At 56.5% G+C, this 23243-nt stretch carries 25 protein-coding genes and 1 tRNA gene; 12 read left to right on the top strand and 14 right to left on the bottom strand.

The window, feature by feature from the left end:
- Positions 1–41: 41 nt before the first annotated feature.
- Both WA429_RS03640 and WA429_RS03645 read right to left on the bottom strand, forming a co-directional pair.
- Positions 42–1205, bottom strand: coding sequence for a glycosyltransferase (locus tag WA429_RS03640; protein WP_287464237.1), 1164 nt, complete (start codon positions 1203–1205; stop codon positions 42–44).
- 195 nt (positions 1206–1400) lie between these two features.
- Positions 1401–1490, bottom strand: a tRNA-Ser gene (locus tag WA429_RS03645).
- Between the two features lie 440 nt (positions 1491–1930).
- Between WA429_RS03645 and rplU the strand changes: the two genes are divergently transcribed.
- From rplU to proB, 4 genes are all read left to right on the top strand, one after another.
- Positions 1931–2242 carry a 50S ribosomal protein L21 gene (rplU, locus tag WA429_RS03650; RefSeq protein ID WP_008889408.1) on the top strand — a complete coding sequence of 104 codons (312 nt, stop codon included), beginning with the start codon at positions 1931–1933 and terminating at the stop codon, positions 2240–2242.
- 36 nt (positions 2243–2278) lie between these two features.
- Entirely contained in the window at positions 2279–2539 is a 261-nt protein-coding gene (gene rpmA / locus WA429_RS03655; RefSeq protein WP_101245546.1) for a 50S ribosomal protein L27, read from the top strand.
- Positions 2540–2703: 164 nt separating this feature from the next.
- Positions 2704–3741: a GTPase ObgE gene (gene obgE, locus WA429_RS03660; RefSeq protein WP_114112990.1), complete on the top strand. Its 1038-nt coding sequence runs from the start codon at positions 2704–2706 to the stop codon at positions 3739–3741.
- Positions 3738–4868 (top strand): glutamate 5-kinase, encoded by a 1131-nt coding sequence (gene proB, locus WA429_RS03665; protein ID WP_287466791.1) that lies wholly within the window; start codon positions 3738–3740, stop codon positions 4866–4868. The genes obgE and proB overlap by 4 nt, the downstream gene beginning before the upstream one ends.
- Positions 4869–4877: 9 nt before the next feature.
- On the opposite strand, the gene WA429_RS03670 is transcribed toward proB, so the two are convergent.
- The 5 genes from WA429_RS03670 to phaR all read right to left on the bottom strand — a co-directional run bounded on the left by WA429_RS03670 (position 4878) and on the right by phaR (position 7901).
- On the bottom strand, positions 4878–5168 hold the full coding sequence (locus WA429_RS03670) for a hypothetical protein (RefSeq protein ID WP_287466792.1): 291 nt from the start codon (positions 5166–5168) through the stop codon (positions 4878–4880).
- 78 nt (positions 5169–5246) lie between these two features.
- A complete protein-coding gene (locus WA429_RS03675) occupies positions 5247–5504 on the bottom strand; it encodes a hypothetical protein (protein WP_287466794.1) in 258 nt (85 codons plus the stop codon).
- Between the two features lie 130 nt (positions 5505–5634).
- Positions 5635–6030 (bottom strand): helix-turn-helix domain-containing protein, encoded by a 396-nt coding sequence (locus tag WA429_RS03680; RefSeq protein ID WP_101245549.1) that lies wholly within the window; start codon positions 6028–6030, stop codon positions 5635–5637.
- 168 nt (positions 6031–6198) lie between these two features.
- Entirely contained in the window at positions 6199–6555 is a 357-nt protein-coding gene (locus WA429_RS03685; protein ID WP_287466795.1) for a hypothetical protein, read from the bottom strand.
- 725 nt (positions 6556–7280) lie between these two features.
- Entirely contained in the window at positions 7281–7901 is a 621-nt protein-coding gene (gene phaR / locus WA429_RS03690) for a polyhydroxyalkanoate synthesis repressor PhaR (RefSeq protein ID WP_101245552.1), read from the bottom strand.
- 317 nt (positions 7902–8218) lie between these two features.
- Between phaR and WA429_RS03695 the strand changes: the two genes are divergently transcribed.
- Both WA429_RS03695 and WA429_RS03700 read left to right on the top strand, forming a co-directional pair.
- A complete protein-coding gene (locus tag WA429_RS03695; RefSeq protein ID WP_287466797.1) occupies positions 8219–9121 on the top strand; it encodes a hypothetical protein in 903 nt (300 codons plus the stop codon).
- Entirely contained in the window at positions 9012–10214 is a 1203-nt protein-coding gene (locus WA429_RS03700; protein ID WP_287466798.1) for an alpha/beta fold hydrolase, read from the top strand. The genes WA429_RS03695 and WA429_RS03700 overlap by 110 nt, the downstream gene beginning before the upstream one ends.
- Here the strand turns inward: WA429_RS03700 and WA429_RS03705 are convergent, their stop codons facing one another.
- Positions 10215–11210 (bottom strand): hypothetical protein, encoded by a 996-nt coding sequence (locus tag WA429_RS03705; protein ID WP_287466799.1) that lies wholly within the window; start codon positions 11208–11210, stop codon positions 10215–10217.
- A 326-nt stretch (positions 11211–11536) separates the two neighbouring features.
- On the opposite strand from WA429_RS03705, the gene WA429_RS03710 reads away from it, so the two are divergent.
- The 3 genes from WA429_RS03710 to phbB all read left to right on the top strand — a co-directional run bounded on the left by WA429_RS03710 (position 11537) and on the right by phbB (position 14361).
- Entirely contained in the window at positions 11537–11998 is a 462-nt protein-coding gene (locus WA429_RS03710) for an Lrp/AsnC family transcriptional regulator (RefSeq protein ID WP_068518336.1), read from the top strand.
- A 216-nt stretch (positions 11999–12214) separates the two neighbouring features.
- Complete coding sequence (locus WA429_RS03715; RefSeq protein WP_287466800.1) at positions 12215–13387, top strand: acetyl-CoA C-acetyltransferase; 1173 nt, start codon at positions 12215–12217, stop codon at positions 13385–13387.
- A gap of 251 nt (positions 13388–13638) precedes the next feature.
- On the top strand, positions 13639–14361 hold the full coding sequence (phbB, locus tag WA429_RS03720) for an acetoacetyl-CoA reductase (protein ID WP_068518334.1): 723 nt from the start codon (positions 13639–13641) through the stop codon (positions 14359–14361).
- A 69-nt stretch (positions 14362–14430) separates the two neighbouring features.
- Here phbB and WA429_RS03725 read toward each other — a convergent pair whose 3' ends face one another.
- A complete protein-coding gene (locus WA429_RS03725) occupies positions 14431–15024 on the bottom strand; it encodes a cysteine hydrolase family protein (protein WP_287466802.1) in 594 nt (197 codons plus the stop codon).
- A 115-nt stretch (positions 15025–15139) separates the two neighbouring features.
- Here WA429_RS03725 and WA429_RS03730 point away from each other — a divergent pair, with 115 nt between their 5' ends.
- Positions 15140–16024 carry a LysR family transcriptional regulator gene (locus WA429_RS03730; RefSeq protein WP_287466803.1) on the top strand — a complete coding sequence of 295 codons (885 nt, stop codon included), beginning with the start codon at positions 15140–15142 and terminating at the stop codon, positions 16022–16024.
- On the opposite strand, the gene WA429_RS03735 is transcribed toward WA429_RS03730, so the two are convergent.
- The 4 genes from WA429_RS03735 to WA429_RS03750 form a co-directional block, all read right to left on the bottom strand.
- Positions 16011–16640, bottom strand: coding sequence for a nucleoside triphosphate hydrolase (locus tag WA429_RS03735; protein WP_068518333.1), 630 nt, complete (start codon positions 16638–16640; stop codon positions 16011–16013). The two genes, WA429_RS03730 and WA429_RS03735, sit on opposite strands and share 14 nt — an antisense overlap.
- A gap of 132 nt (positions 16641–16772) precedes the next feature.
- Positions 16773–17561 carry an ATP-binding cassette domain-containing protein gene (locus WA429_RS03740; protein WP_114112953.1) on the bottom strand — a complete coding sequence of 263 codons (789 nt, stop codon included), beginning with the start codon at positions 17559–17561 and terminating at the stop codon, positions 16773–16775.
- Positions 17558–18640, bottom strand: coding sequence for an ABC transporter permease (locus WA429_RS03745; RefSeq protein ID WP_068518331.1), 1083 nt, complete (start codon positions 18638–18640; stop codon positions 17558–17560). The genes WA429_RS03740 and WA429_RS03745 overlap by 4 nt, the downstream gene beginning before the upstream one ends.
- A gap of 173 nt (positions 18641–18813) precedes the next feature.
- A complete protein-coding gene (locus WA429_RS03750; protein ID WP_068518330.1) occupies positions 18814–19842 on the bottom strand; it encodes a sugar ABC transporter substrate-binding protein in 1029 nt (342 codons plus the stop codon).
- Positions 19843–20068: 226 nt separating this feature from the next.
- Between WA429_RS03750 and WA429_RS03755 the strand changes: the two genes are divergently transcribed.
- Positions 20069–21316 carry an ROK family transcriptional regulator gene (locus WA429_RS03755; RefSeq protein WP_082817767.1) on the top strand — a complete coding sequence of 416 codons (1248 nt, stop codon included), beginning with the start codon at positions 20069–20071 and terminating at the stop codon, positions 21314–21316.
- A 39-nt stretch (positions 21317–21355) separates the two neighbouring features.
- Here WA429_RS03755 and gloB read toward each other — a convergent pair whose 3' ends face one another.
- Complete coding sequence (gloB, locus tag WA429_RS03760) at positions 21356–22126, bottom strand: hydroxyacylglutathione hydrolase (protein WP_101245576.1); 771 nt, start codon at positions 22124–22126, stop codon at positions 21356–21358.
- Between the two features lie 166 nt (positions 22127–22292).
- Here gloB and WA429_RS03765 point away from each other — a divergent pair, with 166 nt between their 5' ends.
- Positions 22293–23135 (top strand): methyltransferase domain-containing protein, encoded by an 843-nt coding sequence (locus WA429_RS03765; protein WP_287466804.1) that lies wholly within the window; start codon positions 22293–22295, stop codon positions 23133–23135.
- Positions 23136–23243 lie beyond the last annotated feature (108 nt).

Genomic DNA, 23243 nt, shown 5'->3' on the forward strand with positions numbered 1-23243 from the left:
GATGGTATCCTGCGTGCGTGAAGTCGTATTGTGGATTGTGATTATTTCAATAGAGACTGGTACAATGTCACATATTCTCTGACACAGTTATTTATCGAAAAATGCTGTATTGCCCTTCTGCGACCAAGTGATCCCATGCTTTTGCGCAGCTCATCGTCATTTACAAGCTGGATTATTCTGGTAGCCAAGGAGTCTGGATCTTTTATAGGAACAACAAAGCCAGTTTTGTCGTGTAAAACGGCTTCTTTGTTGCCGCCGGCGTCTGTAACAATCATTGGAAGAGAGCTGGCCATTGCTTCCAATATGGCATTGGAAAACCCTTCTTGATGCGAGACAAGGAGGCCGATGTCGGCAGCAGATAGGTAGTCTTGTACGTTATCAGAAGGTCCGATAAAGTTGACGTTGCTGCCTAAGCCTAATTTGTCAGTTGTTTTTTGTAATTCTTTTCCTATCCCATCATCTCTTCCAACAATCAAAAGTGTCCATTCTTCTCTTAAATGTGTCTGTGCTATCTTTAGGGCGTCTAGAAGATCATTATGACCTTTGTACGGAATTAGGTTTGCTACAATTATTAGGGTAACTGTATTTTCATTAATTTTTAAGCGTCTTCTTAATTTGGTTCTTTCATGCAAGACAGTCCTATCTGTATCAATGCCATTGTAAATTAATTTTACACGCTCCTTCGGTGCACTTTCATGTGAAATTAGTTGTTGCACTATATTTTGGGAGTTTCCCAAAATTGCGTCCATTCTCTTATGGAGGTAGGATTCAAGTAACTTGATCCACGGTTTTCCGGCCATATACGTGTTTTGGCTTCGTCGACTCATTACTTTCTTTATATTGTAGAATGGTAGGGAAAGGGGCCCCGCTAACCAATAGCTTGCTGGCAAGAATATATGGAGAATTTTTGGGCGCTGTCGGATGAGATGCAAGATGAATTGAAGAGATATTAGTCCTAGTCGTGCTGTTCTTATGATTAAATTACGGCGACTGGTTGAACTCAACTCTATCCATGGTGTGAATAGCCTCACGCCACCGTTTTCCAGCTCGCCTTTGAGGGGGCCGGATCCAGACAGTAAAAATAGGCTTATTTCATATCCTTGTTCAACGAGCCTTGGTAGTACCTTGGCTAGGTGAGTTTCGCAGCCACCCCGTTCGAGGCTTCCAATTACGACAAGTATGGACCTGCTTCCATTTTTGAGCATGCATAGTTCCCGGGGGTAGAAAATTGATGACCTATACCATGAATTCCAGATGTTTACAGTAATCTTGAAAAGGGAAATGGTAGAATTGAGGGGGGGGGTACCAAGATCAAAGGAATAAGTTCTCAGTCTCTCGGCATCAACCGAGTGTGTTCAGCCTAGTCGGAATGCGGTAGGCTTCTTCTTGCACTGGAAAAATGGCGGAGAGGGTGGGATTCGAACCCACGGTACTATTGCTAGTACAACGGTTTTCGAGACCGCCCCGTTCGACCACTCCGGCACCTCTCCGCATGTGTGGTCTTGGCGTTCGACGCGGTGTTTAACGGTCCTTGCGCCATATTGCAAGAGGGAAATCGCAATTCCGGTGACTCTTTTTTGCGCGGCGGGGGGGGCTTTGCTCTTTGGTGCCCCTTCCCGGCTTTGCCGCCGGTTTCCGGTTCTGGTTGATTTGATGCGGGGGCGCTTGTCGCCTGGCGTTGTGATTGTATCGGCGTGACCCGTGCCGGGGATGGGGTGACCCGTGATCGTGCCCTGCATCAAAAGCAGGGCAGACCCCCGCGCCATCATGCGGGAATGTGCGGGTTTGCGATGCTTTGGCGATGACTCAATTGTTGACTCGTCGGGTCAAAAGGGGTAATTCACCCGTTCCTCGCAGCGGTTCGGTATCTGTTAGCAGCGGCACCGAGCTGCGCGTTTGTGTTTCCAGAATGTTTTTCAGGAACTTTTAGATGTACGCAATCATCAAAACTGGCGGCAAACAGTATAAAGTTGCTGCCAACGACGTTATCAAAGTCGAAAAGATCGCTGCCCAGGCCGGTGACACCGTGAAACTTGAAGAAGTTCTCATGGTTGCTGGCGACGGTGCGCCGAAAGTTGGTGCTCCGTTGGTCAAAGGTGCTTCTGTTACCGCAGAAGTTCTCGAGCAGGCCAAGGGCGACAAGGTGATCGTTTTCAAGAAAAAGCGCCGGCACAACTACCGTCGCAAAAATGGTCATCGCCAGAACCTGACTGTTCTGCGCATCAAGGACATCAAAGCCTGATTTCATCAGGTCAAGATGCAGTTTTAGGAGAGTTTCATGGCTCATAAGAAAGCTGGTGGTAGTTCGCGTAACGGTCGTGACTCCGAAGGTCGCCGTCTCGGCGTGAAAAAATTCGGTGGTCAGGCAGTTGTCGCAGGCAACATCCTCGTTCGTCAGCGTGGCACGAAGTTCCATGCCGGTGACAATGTTGGCCTCGCCAAAGACCACACCCTGTTTGCGACTGTGGACGGTTCCGTCCAGTTCAAGTCGGGCTTCAAGGGTCGTACCTACGTAACCGTCGTTCCGGCAGAGGCGTAAGCCTCCCGTCGGGTGCGATTTACGTACCGAATTTAGCAAGGGAGGAATGAGCAATCATTCCTCCCTTGTTGTATGTGATATAGAATTCCCGATCCCGTCGAGGCGCAGCCCCGTTGCGCGCCGGGACCGACAATATAAAATGGGCACCGCCCGAAGGACCGGTTATGAAGTTTCTCGATGAAGCCAAGATTTATGTGCGCAGTGGCCGCGGCGGTGCCGGTTCGGTCAGCTTCCGCCGTGAAAAATATATCGAGTATGGCGGGCCCGACGGCGGCGATGGCGGCCGCGGCGGCGACGTCATTCTCGAGGCGGTCGAAAACCTCAATACTCTGATCGATTTCCGTTATCAGCAGCACTTCAAGGCCGAAGTCGGCATGCATGGCATGGGCCGGCAGCGTACCGGCCGTTCGGGCAAATCCATCACGATCAAGGTCCCGGTCGGGACACAGGTCCTGGCCGAAGATCGCGAAACCCTGATCGTCGATATGATCGAACCGGGACAGACCTATATGCTGTGCCGGGGGGGCGATGGCGGGCGTGGCAACACCCATTTCAAATCCTCCACCAACCAGGCCCCGCGCCGCGCCGAAGAAGGCTGGCCGGCCGAGGAAATGTGGGTCTGGCTGCGTCTGAAACTGATCGCCGATGCCGGTCTGGTCGGGCTGCCCAATGCCGGCAAGTCGACCTTCCTTGCCGCATCGTCGCATGCGCGTCCGAAAATCGCCGATTATCCCTTCACCACCCTGCATCCGCAGCTTGGCGTCGTGAATGTCGATGACCGCGAATTTGTCCTGGCCGATATCCCCGGTCTGATCGAAGGCGCGTCCGAGGGCAAGGGCATCGGGACCCGCTTCCTGGGCCATATCGAACGGTGCGAAGTTCTGGTTCATCTGATCGACTGTGCCGAGGAAGACCCGGTCGCGACCTATAAAACCGTGCGTGAAGAGCTTGAAAACTACGCCGATGTTCTGGTCGACAAGCCCGAAATCGTCGCGCTGTCCAAAGCCGATCAGCTGCTGCCCGAAATGGTCGAGGAACAGCGCCAGATCCTTGAAAAGGGTATCGGCAAGAAAGTCTATGTGGTGTCCGGCGTGACCCAGCAGGGCATCAAGGATATCCACCGGCAAATTCGCGACCATATTGATGGCGAACGTGAACGCCGCGCCATGGAAGGTCGCGAGGATAAGGGATTCCAGCCGTGAGCCTTCAGCACGCTGTTCTGAGTGATGCAAAACGTCTGATCATCAAGGTCGGCTCGGCCCTTCTGGTCGATGAAAATACCGGCAAGCTGCGCCGTGCCTGGCTCGAAGCACTGGCCGATGATATCGCCTATCTGCGCGAACGCGGGGTAGAGGTGATTGTGGTGTCTAGTGGTGCGATCGCCCTTGGTCGTCGCTTGCTTGGGCTGGATCACCGCACCATCAGTCTGGCCGACAAACAGGCCGCCGCCGCCACCGGCCAGATCAGCCTGTCACAGGTCTGGCAGGAAGCCTTGGGCCGCAACGGCCTGACCATGGCACAGGTTCTGGTCACGCTTGAGGATATGGAAGGCCGCCGTCGTTATCTTAATGCGCGCGGAACGCTCAATGCGCTTCTGGCCCGTGGGGCCGTGCCGCTGATCAACGAGAATGATACCGTCGCGACCGAGGAAATCCGCTTTGGCGATAATGATCGTCTTGGCGCCAAGGTCGCGCACATGATCTCGGCCGATACGCTGGTGTTGCTGTCTGATATTGACGGGCTTTATACCGCCGATCCGCGCAAGAACCCGGATGCGACACTGATCCCCGAAGTCCGCGAACTGACCCCGGAAATCTTTGATATGGCCGGTGTCGCACCGACCATGTATAGCTCCGGCGGGATGGTCACAAAACTTCAGGCCGCCGAAATCGCCATGAAGGCCGGTTGCCGCATGATCATTGCGCGCGGCACCATCTATCATCCGCTAAAAGCCCAGCTCGATGGTGCACCCAATACCGTCTTCCTGCCCAGCGAAAGCCCCCTTGCTGCCCGTCGGCACTGGATTGCGACCTCGCTCAAGGCGACCGGGGCGATCATTGTTGATGCCGGCGCGGCAAAGGCGATCGCAGCGGGCAAAAACCTTCTGGCGGCCGGGATTACCGGTGTTGATGGCCGGTTCAAGCATGGGGATGCGGTGCGCATTCTTGACGCCGATGGTCATCAGATCGCGCGCGGCATTACGTCCTATGGCGCTGAAGAAACCCGTCTTCTGATGGGCCATGCATCGGGCGATATCGAAGCCACCCTTGGCTTCACCCGCGGCAATGCCGTGATCCATTCCGATGATTTGGTGATTGCCGACCAATAGGGCGCGTCTTCACCGCGCTTCGGGGTGATAGAATGATTGTGGCTTCTGCGCGCTTATGCAGAAGTCACCACTACCGGCAATCACCTTGCCGGTTTCAAGCCGTATGCCCGTCGCCTTGCCAAAGCCCTTAAGCACCGCACCGCGTTCATCGGCAATCGGGTGTTTGAATGATCCACCCGCGGCAAGTTCGACCGACTGCACGCTGATCTGGCCCAGAATCTGGCAGCCATCCCCCAACACGCATTGACCATCCATGTCGATGGTGCCGCGATACCGGCCAAACGACCCGATGCGGATCATCGCATCCGGGTGCGCTGTCGTGATGGTTACGCTGCCCGGGTCAAAGATGTTTTCATCCCCGATCCTGATCGGTCCAGTTTACGCCATGACGGTGGTGCCGCTGGCAAACATGTTGCCATTGCCGATCATTAATTTGGCATGCTGGTCTGCCTCAAGACGGATATTGGGATGCAGGATATTGTGTGTCCCGATCGTGATGTGCCGCGAAACAAGGGTCGAGAACGGATCAAATACAATATTGCCCGACCGGCCAAGCGCGATGGTCTCGGTAATGCCGAGATATCCGGCCTCGTGCCGGTATCGGTCGATTTGATCAATCATCTGATCGGGCGTCATGTCGGGTCTGCCTTGTGCCGGTTTTGCCAAGACTACAATGACCTGGCCGTTCGGCAAGGCATAAAAAAAGGCTGCCCACCTTTAACTGGGGCAGCCTTTTTTCAAAGCGGCGCTGACGTTCGAAATGAACTCAGGCAGCCTGATCAGCAAGGGCACGAGCCATCTGGCTCAGAGCTTCCTGATGTTTTTCATGCTTGATGCTCGCAAAGTTGCGGGCCAGCTCAAGGCACATGCGTTGACGTGCGTTAAGCTCGGTTTCCTGATTGCCGTCGAGCCCTTCATAGAAGTAGCTGACCGGAACGCCCAAGACCTGAGAGATTTCATACAGGCGACCGGCAGAGATACGGTTGATGCCGCGCTCATACTTGTGGGCCTGCTGGTAGGTGACGCCGATCAGATCAGCCATCTGCTGCTGGGAAAGGCCCAGCATGATGCGGCGTTCGCGAATACGCTGACCAACATAACGGTCAGTGTCAGTAGCGCGGTTTGCGCGCTTCGGTTCTTCGTTTGCAGCAATCTCAGTCATATTATAATCCGTTATCAACCGCCAGTTATAGATCCCCACTTTGGATGCTGTTGGGCTTGTTTGTTTTGTGCCCAATGAACACCGGATCGCAGCACTGTAGATGCACTGCGATTTGATGATCTGTATCTGAACTTTGGTCAGATAATCGTTACAGCAATCCGCCAGAAGCTAGCTATATAGGTCAATTGAGCTGTCTTTGTCTAGTCCAGAAGGCGAAAAAAAGACGTGGGTTTCTACGCCGTAAGGTTTGGAGTTCCGTGCATAGCTGGCATGCATTTCCTGAATGACCGGCGGTTGCAAAAGGTTTTCCTGTGGTAAGAGCTGCCCCAAAAACTGCGTCCAGAATGCTGCACTGCCCCCAAGATCATGGGGTTGCAACCACGCGCCACCATCCTGCGTGATTTCCCTGACGGGTGAAATTCGCGCAAGTTGATCTATTCCGATCCCGGCAGGACCATCCGTTCCGGTGCTCGCAGACGGATTCCTGCGGGCCGGTTGCATGGGTATCGGTGTGATCGCGGTCATGTGTTTTTCGGTCTACGGGGTTAAAACTGCCTGTCTGGTTCGGGACTCCGTGTGTTTCAGGGCGTGATCGGCCATTTGCCCGGCAAAAATTGCCGCCTTTCGGCGGTGCCGGACGGGTTCAAAGAGTTAACAAAAAGTTTATGCAAGAATTCTGCCGACAGATGCGGTCCCCCGTTGCCGCAACAAAGCAGCGCGCGGCAAAAGACAAAATCCGCCAGCTACCAGCCACCAGGCATCAAGGGCCAAGCAACGGGCAGGGTCTTTGGTCTTGCGCTTGGGGACTTAGGCTTAGGCTTGGACATGCGGAAGACCGGCGCGCCAGCACAAGGCCAACCGGCATCCGTCGTCACAGACGGCATCCGTCTGCTTCTCACGGGCGGTAAGCATGACGGGGTAGGTTGCCGGATGCCCCCGGATGCCCAAGGCTGCCCGGTGGGCGAGAAGGGCCGTGGGGGATAAGCGTTTGAATATGAGTTGGGATGGACTTGGGGGCAGTCGTCGGGGATCGCTGGGATGGTCATCGGCGAGCCACGGGAAGAGTATCCTGCTGCCTGACACGTCTGATCCCGCATCGCGCGCCAAATCCCCTGATGTCACGCGCATCTTGCCGACCGGCATGTCATCGCGCCTTGTCGATCACAGCGACCGGGGAATGCGGCATGAAAAAAGCGGGATCGCCCGATGCGACCCCGCTTTTGAATTCTGTCGTCTGTGACGATTGATGCCTATTTGTCGGACTTGCCACCGGCCAGACTGTTAAGCTGTGCCTGCATCGCTTCAAGCTGGCTTTTAAGCTCGTTAAGGGACGCATCGGACGGCGCGCTTGCAGGCGCGGTCGGTTTGGTCGGGGTGGCACCGGGCTGTCCGCCATTTTCATTTTCCTGAAGGAACGGCGAGAACATTTTCATCGTCTGTTCAAACAGCGCGATATTCTGTTTGTTCATTTCCTCGAACTGGCCGAACGGGAACATGCCCTGCATCGTGCCCTGCATATATTCGCGCATCTGTTCCTGATTATGACCAAAGGCGCGCATCGCCTGTTCAAGATAGCTTGGCACAAGCCCCTGAAGGCTGTCGCCATAGAACCCGATCAACTGGCGCAGGAAGCTGATCGGCAAAAGGTTCTGCCCTTTGTTCTCTTCCTCGACGATGATCTGGGTCAGCACCGGACGGGTGATGTCTTCGCCCGACTTGGCGTCATAGACCACAAAGTCGGTATTTTCTTTGACCATCTGTGAAAGGTGATCAAGCGTCACATAGGAACTGGTGGCCGTGTTATAGAGACGGCGGTTCGCATATTTCTTGATTACGATGCGGTCCTGATCATCTGATTTCTTGGTGGTCATGGCGTCTTTCCTGCTTCCCTGTTTCCCGGACGTCTGGCTGGCGAATGTTTGTAACGGTGGCTTTCTGCCTGATTTGCGTGTGCACAATTTACGATGTTGCGCAGCATTTTCGATTTTGCATTCGCTCAGAAGACAACAAGATTGCCGCGATTTTTCCAATGTGTCCAGTATTCAACGCGAAGTGCGGTGCGAAAAACAACTTGCGATATCGTTTATTGCTGCGCAGCACGGGAATTCGTTTTCCCCGAGCAGCCAACGATCTATAGTATTTGCCAGAACAAAGGCTTTGTATCAGGGACCGCAAAAAGGCCGCACCCATGACGACCGGAAAGGACAACCGGGATCACCCGAAAAGTTCGGATCAACCATCGCCCGCATCTGATCGATCATCGGATGACGAAAAACTCGAAAATCTTGCCACCCGTTTCCTGGCCCTGTGGCGTGAACAGGTCGCGGCAACCGCCGACGGGGCCGATGCCGCAAGCGCGATCGGGCGTCTTTATGCATCCCTGGGGGCTGATACCACCCGCATGGGCGAAGGGTTCGAAGCCTGGGGCAAGCTGATCGGTCAAATGGCCATGGGCCAACAGGCCGACCCAAAATCGACCCATCCGTTTGCCGGGGCGATGGGGGCGGCGGCGTCCAACCCGCTGATGGCAATGATGGATCAAATGGCAAAGGCCGCCCGCGATTTGCCGTCACAGCCCTTTGGCGGTGCGATGCCGTTCCCGCCCGGAATGGCGGAAATGGCCGGCATGTCGGGCATGTCCGGCATGACCGGCATGAAGCCCGGTGCGGCAACTGCACCCGGTTCGGATGGCAAAGCTGCGGATCACAAAACAGACACCGCCGAAAAAGCTGATGCCGGGACTGGCGGGGCTACCGGGACTACCGGAAAAGCATCGCCTGCGGCGGCACCGCCAGCCGGGGCGACACCGGACGATCGGCCGTCACCGGCCAAATCACGCAAAAAAACGACGGCTGCAAAAAATGCTGCAAAGGGGCAGGGGAAGAATGATCAGTCCGATGCGACCAAAACCGCTTCCGCCAAAAAGGCAAAGTCAGAAACGGGCAGGGCCACGGCCGCTTCCGATGCACATGGCAGTCGAGATGACGAGCTGGCTCAGCTCGCGCGCCGCATTGCCGATCTTTCTGAAACAATTGCTGCCCTGGAAGCCGGAACTGAAGGAACAGGCGGAAAACCTCCTTCGCGAGATTGAAGCCTTCCATCCTGACGATATCGCCCAGGCCCTGGATCGTGTCGCCTTTGACCGGCATGCCGGATTTCATGACGGGGTGCGGTCCTATCAGCGCCATCCCTATCGCCGCCCGCGCGACGGGGCCGATGGCGATATTCCGGTCATCTGGGAAGACGGATCTACCCGCGTATATGATTATGGTGCCCTGAGCCCCGATGATGATCAGGCGGTGGGCAAATATGTGTTGCTGGTGCCATCGCTGGTCAATCGCGGCTATATCCTTGATCTCAACGAGAAACGCAGCTTTGCCCGCTATCTCGCCAAATGCGGCTATCGCCCGCTTCTGGTTGAATGGGGCTATCCGGGGCTTGATGAAGCCAATTTCGGACTTGATGATTATATCGCTGCCCGTCTGGTGACCATCCTTCAGGATGTCGCCGATATGAATGGCGGGCCGGTTCCGGTGGTCGGCTATTGCATGGGCGGGGTGCTGGCACTGGCGGCGACACTTCTGGACCCGGCACAGGTTTCAAAGCTTGTTCTGCTCGCCACCCCGTGGGACTTCATGGCGGCCGGCCCGACCCAGTCGCGCATTGCGGCCGCCTTTGCGCCGTCACTGCCCCATATGCTGGCCATTCATGACACCCTGCCGGTCGATGTGCTGCAAAGCCTGTTTGCCAGCCTCGATCCCTTCATGATTGGCGAAAAGTTCCGCCGTTTTGGTCAGATGGCAACCGATTCCGCCCGGGCCCATGATTTCGTGGCCCTTGAAGACTGGCTTAATGACGGGGTGCCGTTAACGCGTCGGGTGTCGGTCGATTGCCTGATCGGCTGGTATGTCGAAAACAAACCGGCCAAGGGCGAATGGCAGATTGACGGCATTGATATCAATCCGGCGGATTTGTCCTGTCCGGTGCTGGCGGTCATTCCGGAAAATGACCGTATCGTGCCACCCGAAAGTGCGAAGGCGCTGTTTGATGCCTTCCCCGAAGATCTGCGCACCGAACTTCACCCGTCAAGCGGCCATATCGGCATGATGGTCGGATCGCGCGCCGAAAAATCAACGTGGGAACCGGTGGCCAAATGGCTGGCAGGTGACAGGCCCGTCCCATAATCAGCCTGATGTATCGGTCACCAGTTGATCGGGTTTAGGGTCGGGTTTGCGGTCCCAGCGAATGGTAAGGCGCGCCAGAAGCGCGATGATGATCAATGTCAGGACCACCCGCCCGACCAGAACCACCCAGATATCGGCACCAAGTGCCAGCATGATCGCCGTATCCTCGATCAATGAATGCGACAGCGACAACCAGCTCAGTGACAGGAACAGCGTGCGCGGCGGGTAATTGTTCTTGCGCGCATCATCAATGATCAGCGCCCCGCCAAATGTCAGACCCAGCAACACACCAATGGTCGTGACCGGGGCGACATCACGCGACAGGCCCGACACCCGCAGGATCGGCGACAGGACAAGGGTGAACTTGTCGGTAAGCCCCGTGACCTTCATGACATCCAGCACCACCAGAAGCGCGGTGATCACGGCAAAACTGACAATCAGCGACTTGACGGTCTGCACCACCCAGTCCCCCCAACCGGCAAGCCCTGATGCGGTTTCACTGACCGTGCTTCCGGCCATCCATGAAAAATCCACCGGCTCGGACAGCCAGCCGGTCATATTGCTGACCCATGTGACCAATGCGCCATACCCGATGGCCGCCCCGACCCGAAGGGCCGTGGTGGCAATAAGGCTGGCACCGGCCCGTTTGACAATCGCCTGTTCGACCGGAAGACCATGGGCAAACAGCATCATGGCGCAAAGCGCGCTTAACTGTGCGGCCGTCATATCAAGATGGGCCGATAACCCGATAAAGGCCCCAACCGCGCCATACATGCTGACCAGCGCGCAGGTCGCCCAGATCAGGCCCGCCTCGGCCGGCAATCCGATCAATGACATCACCGGCGTCAAAAGATCCGACGCCACCTTGATCGCGCCGAATTCCTCGGCAATGCGGACAATGATCATCACCGGCAGCATCACCTTCATCAGGGTGATGAAAAGTTTCTGGCTGCGATTGATCAGATCAAAAACATAACGTTGCATGGCACGGGTCATCGGGGCGGTTATCCGTTGGTCATGATGTGGCGGGCCCTTTGGCGCGCGCAAGGATCACATCCGAGCAGGTTGCGGTTGGGGCGGTGGCAGTGGAGTGAATGATCCTCCCGGCATCTCTGGGGCAAAGATGCCGGTCTGTCCATCCTGTTCTTTGACAGTCTTTGACAGGGGCTCAAACCTGTCATCTCGATTTGTTCGCTGGTGGGCGAGGGTCTCTGATGCCCGGATCATGCCATGCGTTCCCGAGGGGCGGGCGGCGAATTTGCGCAAACGCACGCAATGTGGCAGCGTTGTGTGATAAAATCGCGCTTTGGAGTTGCGTGGCTATGGCCGAACTGGATCAGATCGATATGAAAATTTTGCGTCTGTTGCAGACAGATGCAGACATCCCCAATGCCGAGCTGGCCGAACGGATCGGCCTTTCGCCATCGGCCTGCTTGCGCCGGGTCGCCAGGCTGCGTGAAAACGGGGTGATTCGCAAAACAGTCGCTGTCATTGATCCGGCCTTTGTCGGTCGGCCCCTGACCGCGGTGATCAATCTTGAATTCCACCGGCATGGCAATCGCTATCGCCAGGATTTCATTGCCAAGGTCCGCGACCTCGCCGCTGTTCAGCAATGCTACCTTGTCACCGGCGAAGTCACCGGCGTTCTGGTTTTGCATATGCGTGACATGGCCGAATATACCGCCCTGTGTGAAACGCTTTTTGACGCCGATGACAATATCGTCTGGTATCGGACCTATATTGTGACAGAAGTCCTAAAAGATGAACCGGGGCTTGCGATCTAGGGGCGCAAGGCGCACACTCTTAATCACAGGTTATGCAAAGACGTGGCGTAAATCGGCTTTGGGGTGTGGTCCGGCGGGGCTGTCCGAAAGTGGTAGGCATCAATGCTTGGAAAATTGTTGCAGTGCGATAATATCGTCACAGGACCATGTCTGGGCAGAAATGAAAAATCGTTGCCCGGTCCAGGGAAACGTAATCAGGAATAATCGGAGGGTTTCATGACCGACGTCGTAATTGTGGGTGCAGCACGTACACCAATCGGCGCATTCAGTGGCACGCTGGCGAATACGCCAGCACATGATCTGGGTGCTGTTGCCATCAAGGCTGCACTGGAACGCGCGGGCGTTGAAGGGGACGCGGTGGATGAAGTCATCCTCGGCCAGGTTCTCACAGGTGGTCAGGGGCAGAACCCCGCCCGTCAGGCCGCCATCGGTGCGGGCATCTCGGATCGCGCAACCGCCTTTTTGATCAACCAGGTCTGTGGTTCGGGTCTGCGCACGGTGGCCCTTGCCGCCCAGCAGATCATGACCGGGGACGCCAATATCGTGGTTGCCGGTGGTCAGGAAAACATGTCGCTTTCAACCCATGTCGCACATCTGCGCGCCGGGCATAAAATGGGCGATGTCAAATTCATCGACAGCATGATCAAGGACGGCCTGTGGTGTGCTTTCAACGGCTATCACATGGGCAACACGGCTGAAAACATTGCCGCCAAATGGGGCATTTCGCGCGAAGAACAGGACGCCTTTGCTACCGGTTCCCAGAACAAGGCCGAAGCCGCCCAGAAATCCGGCCGCTTCAATGATGAAATCGCCGCGGTAACCATCGCCAACCGCAAGGGCGATATCGTCTTTGATACCGATGAATATCCGCGCCATGGTGCAACTGCCGAAGGCATGGCCAAATTGCGCCCGGCCTTTGACAAGGAAGGCACGGTCACGGCCGGCAACGCATCGGGCATCAATGACGGGGCTGCTGCCCTTGTTGTGATGTCAGCAGCCGAGGCTGCCAAACGTGGCCTGACCCCGCTTGCAACAATCAAAAGCTGGGCGACGGCGGGTGTTGATCCGGCCATCATGGGATCAGGTCCGATCCCGGCCTCGAAAAAGGCCCTTGAAAAAGCCGGCTGGTCGGCCGCCGACCTTGACCTGATCGAAGCCAACGAAGCCTTCGCCGCCCAGGCAATTGCGGTCAATCGCGACATGGGCTGGGATACCGACAAGGTTAACGTCAATGGCGGGGCGATTGCGCTTGGCCATCCGATCGGGGCATCGGGCGCACGTGTCTTCACCACGCTGCTGTATGAAATGCAGAAACGCGACGCGAAAAAAGGTCTCGCGACGCTTTGCATCGGTGGCGGCATGGGAGTTGCGCTGTGCGTCGAGCGCTAACGCAAGTTTCTGACTGAATTTTCTGCTGCGCGGGGCGTCCTCTTGAATGGGGGAGGCCCCGTTTGCATTTCAGAAAGTCATGCTGCAGTGCGACGAAAGACTAAACCGACCGGCTGACATAGATCATGGAGAGGTAATAAAATTACATATATAAGGTAGTTTATGGATTAAAGTTACGTGCGTCGTAGAAGGGCAAACTACGAGACTCGTTATGAAGACAGGCTTGATGAACGAAGTTTAGGGAGGCGACCATGACAAAAACAGCACTGGTAACCGGTGGAACCCGCGGTATTGGCAAGGCAATCAGCCTGGCGCTCAAGGATGCGGGCTATACCGTTGTTGCGAACTATGCTGGCAATGACGAGGCCGCAAAGGCCTTCAGCGATGAAACAGGCATTGCAACCTGCAAATGGAGCGTCGCGGATCCCGATGGCTGTGCGGCTGGCATCGCCAAGGTCGAGGCCGATATTGGCCCGATCGATATTCTGATCAACAATGCCGGCATCACCCGTGACGGTTTCATGCATAAAATGGAAACCGAACAATGGCATGCGGTGATCGAAACCAATCTCAGCTCGCTATTCTATATGACCAAACCGGTTCTTGAAGGCATGCGGGCCCGCGGCTTTGGCCGCATTGTCAATATTTCCTCGATCAACGGGCAGGCCGGCCAGTTCGGCCAGACCAACTATTCCGCGGCCAAGGCCGGTGTGCACGGCTTTACCAAGGCGCTTGCCCAGGAAGTCGCGCGCAAGGGCATTACGGTTAACACCATCGCGCCGGGCTATATTAATACCGACATGGTGGCTGCTGTCCCGGAAAAGGTTCTCGAAGGCATCGTTGCCAAAATCCCGGTCGGGCGACTGGGCGAAGCCGACGAAATCGCCCAGGCGATCCTCTATCTTTGCGGCCCGAATTCCGGCTTCATCACCGGTTCCTGCCTGTCGATCAATGGCGGTCAGCACATGTTCTGATCCCGCCTGCGCCGGACCAAAAAACAACGCCCCGCAGAAAAATTTGCGGGGCGTTTTGTCTATCCGGGATCAGGCTGCCAATACATCCCTGGTCGCGACGATCTTGGCAAAGGTATCACCCAGCATGGTCAGTTCGTGGCGATGCAGGTCAGCGGCCGGAATTGCCTTGCCGCTGATGGCATCGGGCAGATCGCGGGTGGTGGCGGCATCCGATACCACCGTGACCCCGTATCCCTTTTCATCGGCGACCCGGGCGGTGGTTGATACACAAACATGTGTCATGAAGCCGGTGATCACCACCTGCCTGAAACCGCTCTGTTGCAACAGTTCGTCAAGTCCGGTGCCGCCAAACGAACTTGGGACCGATTTGGTCAGGATTGCCTCACCCTCCTTGGGGGCAACCTCGGCCATGATTGCGGCATAGGGGCCGCTTGGATCAAACAGGCCCGTTGCGTGATGCTGAATATGGATAACGGTCCCGCCCTGTGTCCGCCAATGGCTCAGAAGTTTCTGAATATTGGCCAGTGCGGGCTCAAGACCCGACAGTTGCAGTTTGCCGCTGCGGTATTCTTCCTGTGCGTCAATCACGATCAGGGCGGCATCATCGGGTGTTCCGGTCACAAGACTTGCCCCGGCAAGATCAAAAATGGTTTTCGCAGTCATTTTCGGCATCCTTTGTTTGTTTCGCTGATGCCCCATCATGTCTCTGCGAAATTGCATTATCCATCGGCAATATTTCGATTATAATCTGCAAAAATGCAGATGAATGGAATGTGTGATGTCACTTGATTGGGAAGGATTGCGGACCTTTGCCCATGTCTGTCAGGCCGGGAATATGAGTGCCGCTGCCCGTGAACTCGGGGTGAACCAGACGACGGTGGCGCGCCGCATTGCCCGGCTGGAAGAATGGGTGGGCTATGCCATTTTGCACCGGGATGGTCGTGCGCTGGCACCAACCGCCCGTGCGCAGGTCCTGTTGCAAACCGCCCAACACATGCAGGACACGGTATCGGATTTGCTGACACGCGATCCGGTTTCCGACCAGGCTGACGGGGCTGTTGGCGGCATTGTGCGCCTGACCGGGGTTGATGCGATTTTACAAGATTGCGTCGCCCCGCATATCGCCGATCTGCATCGACGCTTTCCGAAAATTGCTTTGGAACTGATCGGGGCCAACCGCAATCTCAGCCTGCCACAACGTGAAACCGATATCGCCATCCGCCTGGCCCGACCCGATAGCGGGGCGTTTCATATCCGCAAGCTCGGTTATCTTGAATATGGCATCTATTGCAATCCGAACGGATTGCCGGCAACTGCGATGGATCCGCAAACCCTGCCATGGATCGACCTTGACGAATTCTTTGCCGACAAGCCCGAACAAAAATGGCTGGCCGATCATTTCCCCGACCGGACGGTCATCGGCTATGCCAATCGCGGATCGATCATGGTTTCTATGATGACGGGGCATGCCTGTTGCGCCCTTTTGCCCCGATGCGTCGGGGATCGCATCGACTTTCTCAGATGCCTCGATACATATCACCCGACCGGTCGCGAAGTCTGGCTTCTAACCCATCAGGAAAAACGCCATCTGCCCCAAGTCCGCGCCGTAACCGACTGGCTGACCGGTATCCTGCTTGACGGGGATTTTATTACACGTTTGTGATTGTGATGGTTGCCGGTTTGCTGGATCTGGCAACCGTCAAGGCATTGGGCAGATCATTATGCTCGGCTTTGGTGATTGCCGATTGATGGTCAAAGCCAAGGCCCTGCCACCGGTCAATCAGGCGTGCGCGCAGGGTTTCTTCAGGCACTTCAAGAAATACCGACAGATCAAAAAGCCCGTGAAGCCCGTTCCATGGTTCCTGATCAAGCAACAGGTAATTGCCTTCGACCAGAATGATGCGGTGGCGCGGCGAAATGGCGCGTGCCGATCCGCGTGATATTTCAAGTGCGCGGTCAAAAACCGGCACATAGATCTCTTCATCTGGGCTATCACGCAGCGCAAGCAGGATGCGTTTCAAGCCCCCGACATCAAAGGTGTGCGGCGCGCCCTTGCGCGATAACAGCCCGCGCTGTTTCAGGATCGCATCATCAAAATGAAAACCGTCCATCGGCACAACAGCAGCACCGGCTTCATCACCCCCCAGATGGTGATAAAGCCGGTCGGACAAATGTGATTTGCCCGATGCTGGTGCCCCGATGATCGCAACCAGGATGCGCTGATCATCAGTTTGTTGTGCGCGGATCATCGCCGCCAGTTCGTCAATGTCGGGTGTCATCTGGGTTGGGTCTTCTGGAATTGATGTCTTGTGGGTTTTTGCGGTTGAACGGGCGGGGCAGGGGGGCTGCCTTGGGCCATCCTGCCCCGCCCGGTTCGGTGTCATATCAGTGTCGAGTCAGCCATCATCGGATCAGGTAGCGGCATCCGCTGCGGGTGGTTCCATGGCCCCGGTCATGAAGGCAACCGCATCGGACATGCTGTAATCATCGGGTTTGATGGTGCAAAGCCGTTTGCCCAGCCGATGGACGTGAATGCGGTCCGCGACCTCGAACACATGGGGCATATTGTGCGAAATCAGCACAATCGGCATGCCGCGCGCCTTCACATCGGCAATCAGATCAAGCACACGCCGGCTTTCCTTCACACCCAGCGCGGCGGTCGGTTCATCCATGATCACGACGCGCGATCCGAATGCCGCTGCCCGCGCGACCGCAACCCCCTGGCGTTGCCCCCCAGAAAGGGTCTCGACCGCCTGGTTGATGTTCTGAATGGTCATCAGGCCAAGCTCGGACAGCTTTTCACGTGCCAGCCGTTGCATTTCCTTGTGATCAAGTGCCCCGAAATATTTGCCCATGAAGCCTTTCTTGCGAAGCTCGCGCCCCATGAACATGTTATCGGCAATCGACAGGGCCGGCGACAGCGCAAGGTTCTGATAAACCGTCTCGATCCCGGCTTCGCGGGCCTCCATCGGTGATGTGAAACCGATTGGCTTGCCATCAAGTTCGATGCTGCCTTCATCAATCGTGATCGCCCCTGAAAGCGCCTTGATCAGCGATGATTTCCCCGCCCCGTTATCGCCGATAACGGCAAGAACCTCGCCGGGATAAAGATCGAAATCGGCATGATCAAGTGCGGTTACCCGGCCATAGCGTTTGACAATCCCGCGTGCCCGAAGAACCGGTTTTGCTGTGTTGCTCATGACGACACCTTTCTGATCCACTGGTCAATGGCCACGGCAATGATGGTCAGCCAGCCAATGGCAAAGACCTGCCACAGAACATCCACCCCCGCGAGACGAAGCCCGGAATTGAACACGCCAACAATCAACGCCCCGATCAGCGGACCGATGATTGATCCGCGCCCGCCAAACAGCGAGATGCCGCCAATCACAACTGCGGTAATCGATTGAAGATTGGCTTCCTGAAAGCTTTGTGGTGAAACCGATCCGACCCGTCCGATCGATGCCCATGCCCCGATGCCGCATACAAGCCCGGCCAGACCATAAACCATGATCAGGGTGCGGTTGGTGCGAATGCCCGAAAGCTCGGCGGCTTCCTTGTCATCGCCAATCGCATAAACATGCCGCCCCCAGCTGGTATGGTTCAGGATGTACCAAAGCACCCCGAAAATCACCAGCATCAGGATCGACCCATAGGTGATGCGTGCCCCGCCAAGCGCGATGCTTTCGCCAAAGAATTTCAAAAGCGGGGCAATTTCATCAAGCGTCTGGCTGCGGATCGACTGCGCGCCCGAAAGCCACAGATTAAGCGCAAAGAAAATATTCCAGGTGCCCAGTGTGACGATGAACGGTGGCAACTTGATCCGGGTGACCAGAAAGCCGTTAAGCCCCCCGGCCGCAATCCCGCCGATACAGCCCGCAATGATCGCAATCGGGGCGGGCACGCCAAGGGTAATGGCAAGCTGGCCCATGATCACCGACATCAGAACCATGATCGCCCCGACCGAAAGATCGATGCCCGCGGTCAGGATGACAAGGCTTTGTGCCGCGGCCAGAATCCCGATGATCGAGACCTGCTGCATGATCAGCGACAGGTTAAAGGGTGAAAAGAATTTGCTGCCTGCAACAAAGCCGAAAATCACGATGGACGCGATCAGAACGATCACCGGTACCATCGTCGGGTTGCCGTGCAGGAAATGCTGCACATTGTCAAACAGGCTGCGTGATTTGTGTTCGAATGTTGCAATGGAGCGGTCACTGGATTCAAGCGACTGCTCGAAATCCTGTTTTTTGCGTGACGACTGAGCTGTATCGCTCATCTGTTCCTCCCGACCTGGTTCGGGTCTGTGCGGGGCAGGGTGCGCGCACGGCCCGGAAGTCACCCGTCCGGTTCTGATGACCGGTTTGGTTTGCGGATGTCGACCAAGTGTAATCTAAAGTGGGACAAGGAGGGCGAACTTCTTGCCGCCCTCCTTCGAAGCGGAAGGGATCCTTAACCCCAGCAGCGATCCGTGCCCTCGGCAACGCTGATTGACGGCACACCGTCAACAGGCTGGTCGGTCACAAGATTGACGCCGGTGTTATAGAAGTTCAGGCCCTGCGAATTCTGCGGTTTTTCACCGCTATCCGCCCATGCCTTGATTGCTTCGATTCCCTTGGACGCCATCAGAAGCGGATATTGCTGGGAGGTCGCACCAATCACGCCATCCTTGACGTTGGCCACACCCGGGCAGCCGCCATCGACCGAAACAATCAGAACGCCTTCTTCCATGCCAAATGCCTTGAGCGCCTCATAGGCACCCGCCGCGGCCGGTTCGTTGATCGTATAGACAACATTGATATCCGGGTCGCGTTGCATAAGGTTTTCCATGGCTTTGCGGCCACCTTCCTCATTGCCGCTGGTCACGTCGTGACCAACGATCCGGGCGTCATCCTCGTCCCCGATCTTGTTGGGGTCCTTGATGTCGATCCCGAAACCTTTCATGAAGCCCTGATCGCGCAAGACATCGACCGACGGCGCACTTGGCGACAGATCAAGCAGCGCGATTTTCGCATCACTTGCCTTGTCGCCCAGTTTGGCCGCCGCCCACTGACCAATCAGCTCGCCTGCCTTGAAATTGTCGGTGGCAAAGGTCGCATCGGCCGCATCGATCGGTTCAAGCGGCGTATCAAGCGCAATCACAAGCAGCCCGGCATCCCGGGCCTTTTTGACCACCGGCACAATCGCCTTGGTGTCCGATGCGGTCAGAAGAATACCCTTGGCCCCCGATGCAATGCAGGACTCGATGGCCTGGACCTGTGTTTCATGGTCGCCATCGATTTTCCCGGCATAGGTCGAAAGATCGATGCCGAGTTCCTCGGCCTTGGCCGAAGCCCCTTCTTTCATTTTGACAAAGAACGGGTTGATGTCGGTTTTGGTGATCAGGCAGGCCCCGATATCGGCAGCCTGTGCCGCATTGGGGGCGGCCGAAAGGCCAAGAGCAAGCGCACCAAGGGTTGCGCCAAGAAGTGCTTTTTTCATGTGTTTCCTCCCAGGGATGAACCTGAATGGCTGATCGGTTTCGACCAGCACCATTTGTTTTCCAACAGATCGTGGCGCGCATTTTCTTCAGGGCCTTCAACCTGTCTGCCGCCTAGCACACACCAATCCGGCGGGGCTGTCAATTAATAAATCCGGTTGATTTATTAATTAATCCTGTCACTCTGAACCGCAATCGGGCATTAAAGGACCCGAGTGGGAGGACCAGATGACGCAAACCATATCGACCAGCCCCGATCAAACAGGGGCGGAAGATCAGGCAGCACGTCCGCTGCATCCGGGCGGTGGCGCCAATCAGCTGCGTGTACGCGCCTATAATGAACGGCTTGTCCTGTCGCTGGTCCGCCGCAATGCCGGTCTGTCGAAGGCCGATATTGCAAGGCTTTCGGGGCTTTCGGCCCAGACGGTTTCCGTGATCATGCGCGCCCTTGAAAAGGACGGGTTGCTCAAACGCGGCACCCCGGTCCGCGGCAAGGTCGGCAAACCCAAAGTTCCGATGGCGCTTAATCCTGACGGGGTATTTTCTTATGGTCTGAAGATCGGCCGGCGCAGTGCCGAACTGATCCTTCTGGATTTTGTCGGCACCGTGCGGGCGTCGCTCAAGGAAGCCTATAAATACCCGACCCCCGATGGCATCCGCCAATTTGTCCGGGACTCGATTGATCGCATCACCGCCGGTCTTGGCACGGATCAGCGCAACCGCATTGCCGGGATCGGCATTGCCGCCCCGTTTGAACTCTGGAACTGGGTTGATGAAGTTGGCGCCCCGGTCGAAGACATGAATGCCTGGCGCGAAGTCGATCTGATCGACACCATCGGTGCCATCGTGCCATTCCCGGTCTTTCAGCAAAATGACGCAACCGCGGCCTGCGGGGCCGAACTGGTCTTTGGCCTTGGGCCGAACTATGCCGACTTTGCCTATTTCTTTATCGGATCGTTTATCGGCGGTGGCGTGGTGCTTAATCAGGCGCTTTATGCCGGGCGTACCGGCAATGCCGGGGCTTTCGGATCAATGCCCGTTTCCTCGCGCAGCGGCCATCCCAGCCAGCTGATCGATCAGGCATCGATCTTTGTGCTTGAAGATATGCTGACCCGCGACGGCCGCGATCCCGCCATGCTGTGGCGCGATCCGGACTACTGGAACACGCTGGGCGAAACCCTTGATATCTGGATCAGCCACACCGCACGCAGTCTGGCAATCGCCATTACCTCGGTCTGTTCGGTGATCGATTTCGAAGCGGTGATTGTCGATGGCGGCTTTCCGCCCGATGTCTGTGCCCGGCTGGTCGCGGCAACCCGGGCGGCCACCAGCGACCTTGACCTTCAGGGCATCGAACGACCCCATATCGAACAGGGCCAGGTCGGCAGTGCCGCGCGTGCCATCGGGGCGGCAAGCCTGCCTTTATTCTCGCGCTATCTGCTTGATCAGAATGTCCTGTTCAAGCAGATGCAATAACCCCGGACCCAGACCCGGCCCCAGACCCAGACCCTGATCCTAGAAACTGTCCTTGCGCTTGCGGATTTCGGCAAAGATATCGACCGGGCTTTGGCCGCTCATGCCGATTGCTGCGGCAACCGACGGCTCATCAGCCCGCAGGAACGGGTTGGTCGCAAGCTCGACATCCAGACGCGACGGAATGGTCGGCAAATTGCGCGCGCGCAGCCCGTCAATATCCTGACAGCGTGCAATCAGGATCGGATTGTCCGGTTCGATGGTTTTGGCAAAGCGCGCATTGGACTGGGTATATTCATGCCCGCAATAGACCTGGGTGCTGCCCGGAAGATCACGGAACTTGCAAAGAGAATCCCACATCTGTGCCGGTGTGCCTTCAAACAACCGCCCGCAGCCCAGCGCAAACAGGCTGTCACCCGAAAACAGCGCAGTAACCGCCGGAAAATAAAACGCGATATGGCCGCTGGTATGGCCCGGAACGTCAAAGACCCGCCCCTTGAGATCCCCGATCAGAACCTGATCCCCCTCGGCGCATGTTTCATCCATATTCGGGATGCGCGCACTTTCCGCCGCCGGACCCAAAAGCTTCGCCCCGTATTTTTCAATCAGTTCGCCATTGCCGCCAATATGGTCATGGTGGTGATGGGTATTGATCACCAGATCAAGGTTCCAGCCCCGTTCCTCAAGGGCGGCAATCACCGGGGCTGCTTCGCCCGGATCAATCACGGCGGTGACGTCGCTGTAATGACAGCGCACAAGATAGGTGTAATTGTCTGAAAGACACGGAATAACGATCACTTCGCCCGCGGCCATGGCGTACCTCTGCACTGAATTTGTGTAATTGCCCCAAGACTATCAGCAAGGACTGTCTTGAAACAATCACCCAAAATCCAAAGATTTTGACATTCTATGCTAGGGTCGGGACCGAACTGTCTGCAAAGATGTTTCCGTGCCGCAAAGGGGATGATAGGTTTACCGAATGCCGCAGGATGTCGTTGATCTTCACCGTTTTTATGCCAGCAGTATCGGTCAGGCCGCCCGTCGCCTGATCCGCAGGCGCCTGCGTGTCATGTGGTCGGATGTGCGGGGCATGCGGGTGCTGGGCTTTGGCTATGCCACTCCCTATCTGCGCCCCTTTATCGGCGAGGCCGAACGCGTCATGGCCTTCATGCCCGCCCGTCAGGGCTGCGTGCACTGGCCCGTGGACGAAGAAAACCGTGTCGCCCTGACCGAAGAAACCATGCTGCCGCTGCCGGACAGTTCGGTTGATCGCATTCTGCTGGTCCATCTGGTCGAACATTCCGATTCCATGCGCCGTCTGATGCGCGAATGCTGGCGGGTCTTGACGCCCAATGGCCGGATCGTGGTCGTGACTCCGAACCGAAGCTCGCTTTGGTCCTGGTCGGAAAAGACGCCGTTTGGTTATGGCCATCCCTATAGCGTGTCCCAATTGCAAAACCTGATGCGCGAAAACATGTTCCTGCCGGTCCAGCACAGCCGCGCGCTGTTCCTGCCACCGACCCAGCGCCGCCTGTTCCTGCGCTGGTCGCAGCTGTTTGAAAATATCGGATCGCGCCTGTTCAAGGCCTTTGCCGGTGTCTCGATCGTCGAAGCCGGCAAACAGCTTTATGCCAGCACCGGCACCCCGTCGCGCAAGCGCCGTCTGGTCCACATTCCGGTAACCGTACCGCCCCTTCGCCCGGCCGAAGGCAATCACCAGCATCAAAAGGACCACGTCCTGTCATCGCGGTCCGCCAGGGTCGATGCCGCCGACGCGGCCGATGATGCGCGGCTTACGGATCGGACCGACAAGCCCGCATGATGTCCGGGCCGGTTTGGCGCCCGGATCGGCAATGATCGGCATTGATCTGCAATGATCTGTTACCTCATGACAATTGACAGACCCGTGCAGTCTTCCCCCATAATAGGG

Origin of the sequence: Thalassospira sp. CH_XMU1420-2 (genome assembly GCF_037029325.1) — a bacterium.
Classification (GTDB): Bacteria; Pseudomonadota; Alphaproteobacteria; order Rhodospirillales; family Thalassospiraceae; genus Thalassospira; species Thalassospira povalilytica.

Bases quoted from the DNA above. Each gene is read 5' to 3' on its own strand.
- WA429_RS03640 (WP_287464237.1), bottom strand. From the start codon at position 1,205: ATGCTCAAAAATGGAAGCAGGTCCATACTTGTCGTAATTGGAAGCCTC.
- rplU (WP_008889408.1), top strand. From the start codon at position 1,931: ATGTACGCAATCATCAAAACTGGCGGCAAACAGTATAAAGTTGCTGCC.
- rpmA (WP_101245546.1), top strand. From the start codon at position 2,279: ATGGCTCATAAGAAAGCTGGTGGTAGTTCGCGTAACGGTCGTGACTCC.
- obgE (WP_114112990.1), top strand. From the start codon at position 2,704: ATGAAGTTTCTCGATGAAGCCAAGATTTATGTGCGCAGTGGCCGCGGC.
- WA429_RS03670 (WP_287466792.1), bottom strand. From the start codon at position 5,168: ATGATCCGCATCGGGTCGTTTGGCCGGTATCGCGGCACCATCGACATG.
- WA429_RS03675 (WP_287466794.1), bottom strand. From the start codon at position 5,504: ATGACGCCCGATCAGATGATTGATCAAATCGACCGATACCGGCACGAG.
- WA429_RS03680 (WP_101245549.1), bottom strand. From the start codon at position 6,030: ATGACTGAGATTGCTGCAAACGAAGAACCGAAGCGCGCAAACCGCGCT.
- WA429_RS03685 (WP_287466795.1), bottom strand. From the start codon at position 6,555: ATGACCGCGATCACACCGATACCCATGCAACCGGCCCGCAGGAATCCG.
- phaR (WP_101245552.1), bottom strand. From the start codon at position 7,901: ATGACCACCAAGAAATCAGATGATCAGGACCGCATCGTAATCAAGAAA.
- WA429_RS03695 (WP_287466797.1), top strand. From the start codon at position 8,219: ATGACGACCGGAAAGGACAACCGGGATCACCCGAAAAGTTCGGATCAA.
- WA429_RS03700 (WP_287466798.1), top strand. From the start codon at position 9,012: ATGACGAGCTGGCTCAGCTCGCGCGCCGCATTGCCGATCTTTCTGAAA.
- WA429_RS03705 (WP_287466799.1), bottom strand. From the start codon at position 11,210: ATGACCCGTGCCATGCAACGTTATGTTTTTGATCTGATCAATCGCAGC.
- WA429_RS03710 (WP_068518336.1), top strand. From the start codon at position 11,537: ATGGCCGAACTGGATCAGATCGATATGAAAATTTTGCGTCTGTTGCAG.
- WA429_RS03715 (WP_287466800.1), top strand. From the start codon at position 12,215: ATGACCGACGTCGTAATTGTGGGTGCAGCACGTACACCAATCGGCGCA.
- phbB (WP_068518334.1), top strand. From the start codon at position 13,639: ATGACAAAAACAGCACTGGTAACCGGTGGAACCCGCGGTATTGGCAAG.
- WA429_RS03725 (WP_287466802.1), bottom strand. From the start codon at position 15,024: ATGACTGCGAAAACCATTTTTGATCTTGCCGGGGCAAGTCTTGTGACC.
- WA429_RS03730 (WP_287466803.1), top strand. From the start codon at position 15,140: ATGTCACTTGATTGGGAAGGATTGCGGACCTTTGCCCATGTCTGTCAG.
- WA429_RS03735 (WP_068518333.1), bottom strand. From the start codon at position 16,640: ATGACACCCGACATTGACGAACTGGCGGCGATGATCCGCGCACAACAA.
- WA429_RS03740 (WP_114112953.1), bottom strand. From the start codon at position 17,561: ATGAGCAACACAGCAAAACCGGTTCTTCGGGCACGCGGGATTGTCAAA.
- WA429_RS03745 (WP_068518331.1), bottom strand. From the start codon at position 18,640: ATGAGCGATACAGCTCAGTCGTCACGCAAAAAACAGGATTTCGAGCAG.
- WA429_RS03750 (WP_068518330.1), bottom strand. From the start codon at position 19,842: ATGAAAAAAGCACTTCTTGGCGCAACCCTTGGTGCGCTTGCTCTTGGC.
- WA429_RS03755 (WP_082817767.1), top strand. From the start codon at position 20,069: ATGACGCAAACCATATCGACCAGCCCCGATCAAACAGGGGCGGAAGAT.
- gloB (WP_101245576.1), bottom strand. From the start codon at position 22,126: ATGGCCGCGGGCGAAGTGATCGTTATTCCGTGTCTTTCAGACAATTAC.
- WA429_RS03765 (WP_287466804.1), top strand. From the start codon at position 22,293: ATGCCGCAGGATGTCGTTGATCTTCACCGTTTTTATGCCAGCAGTATC.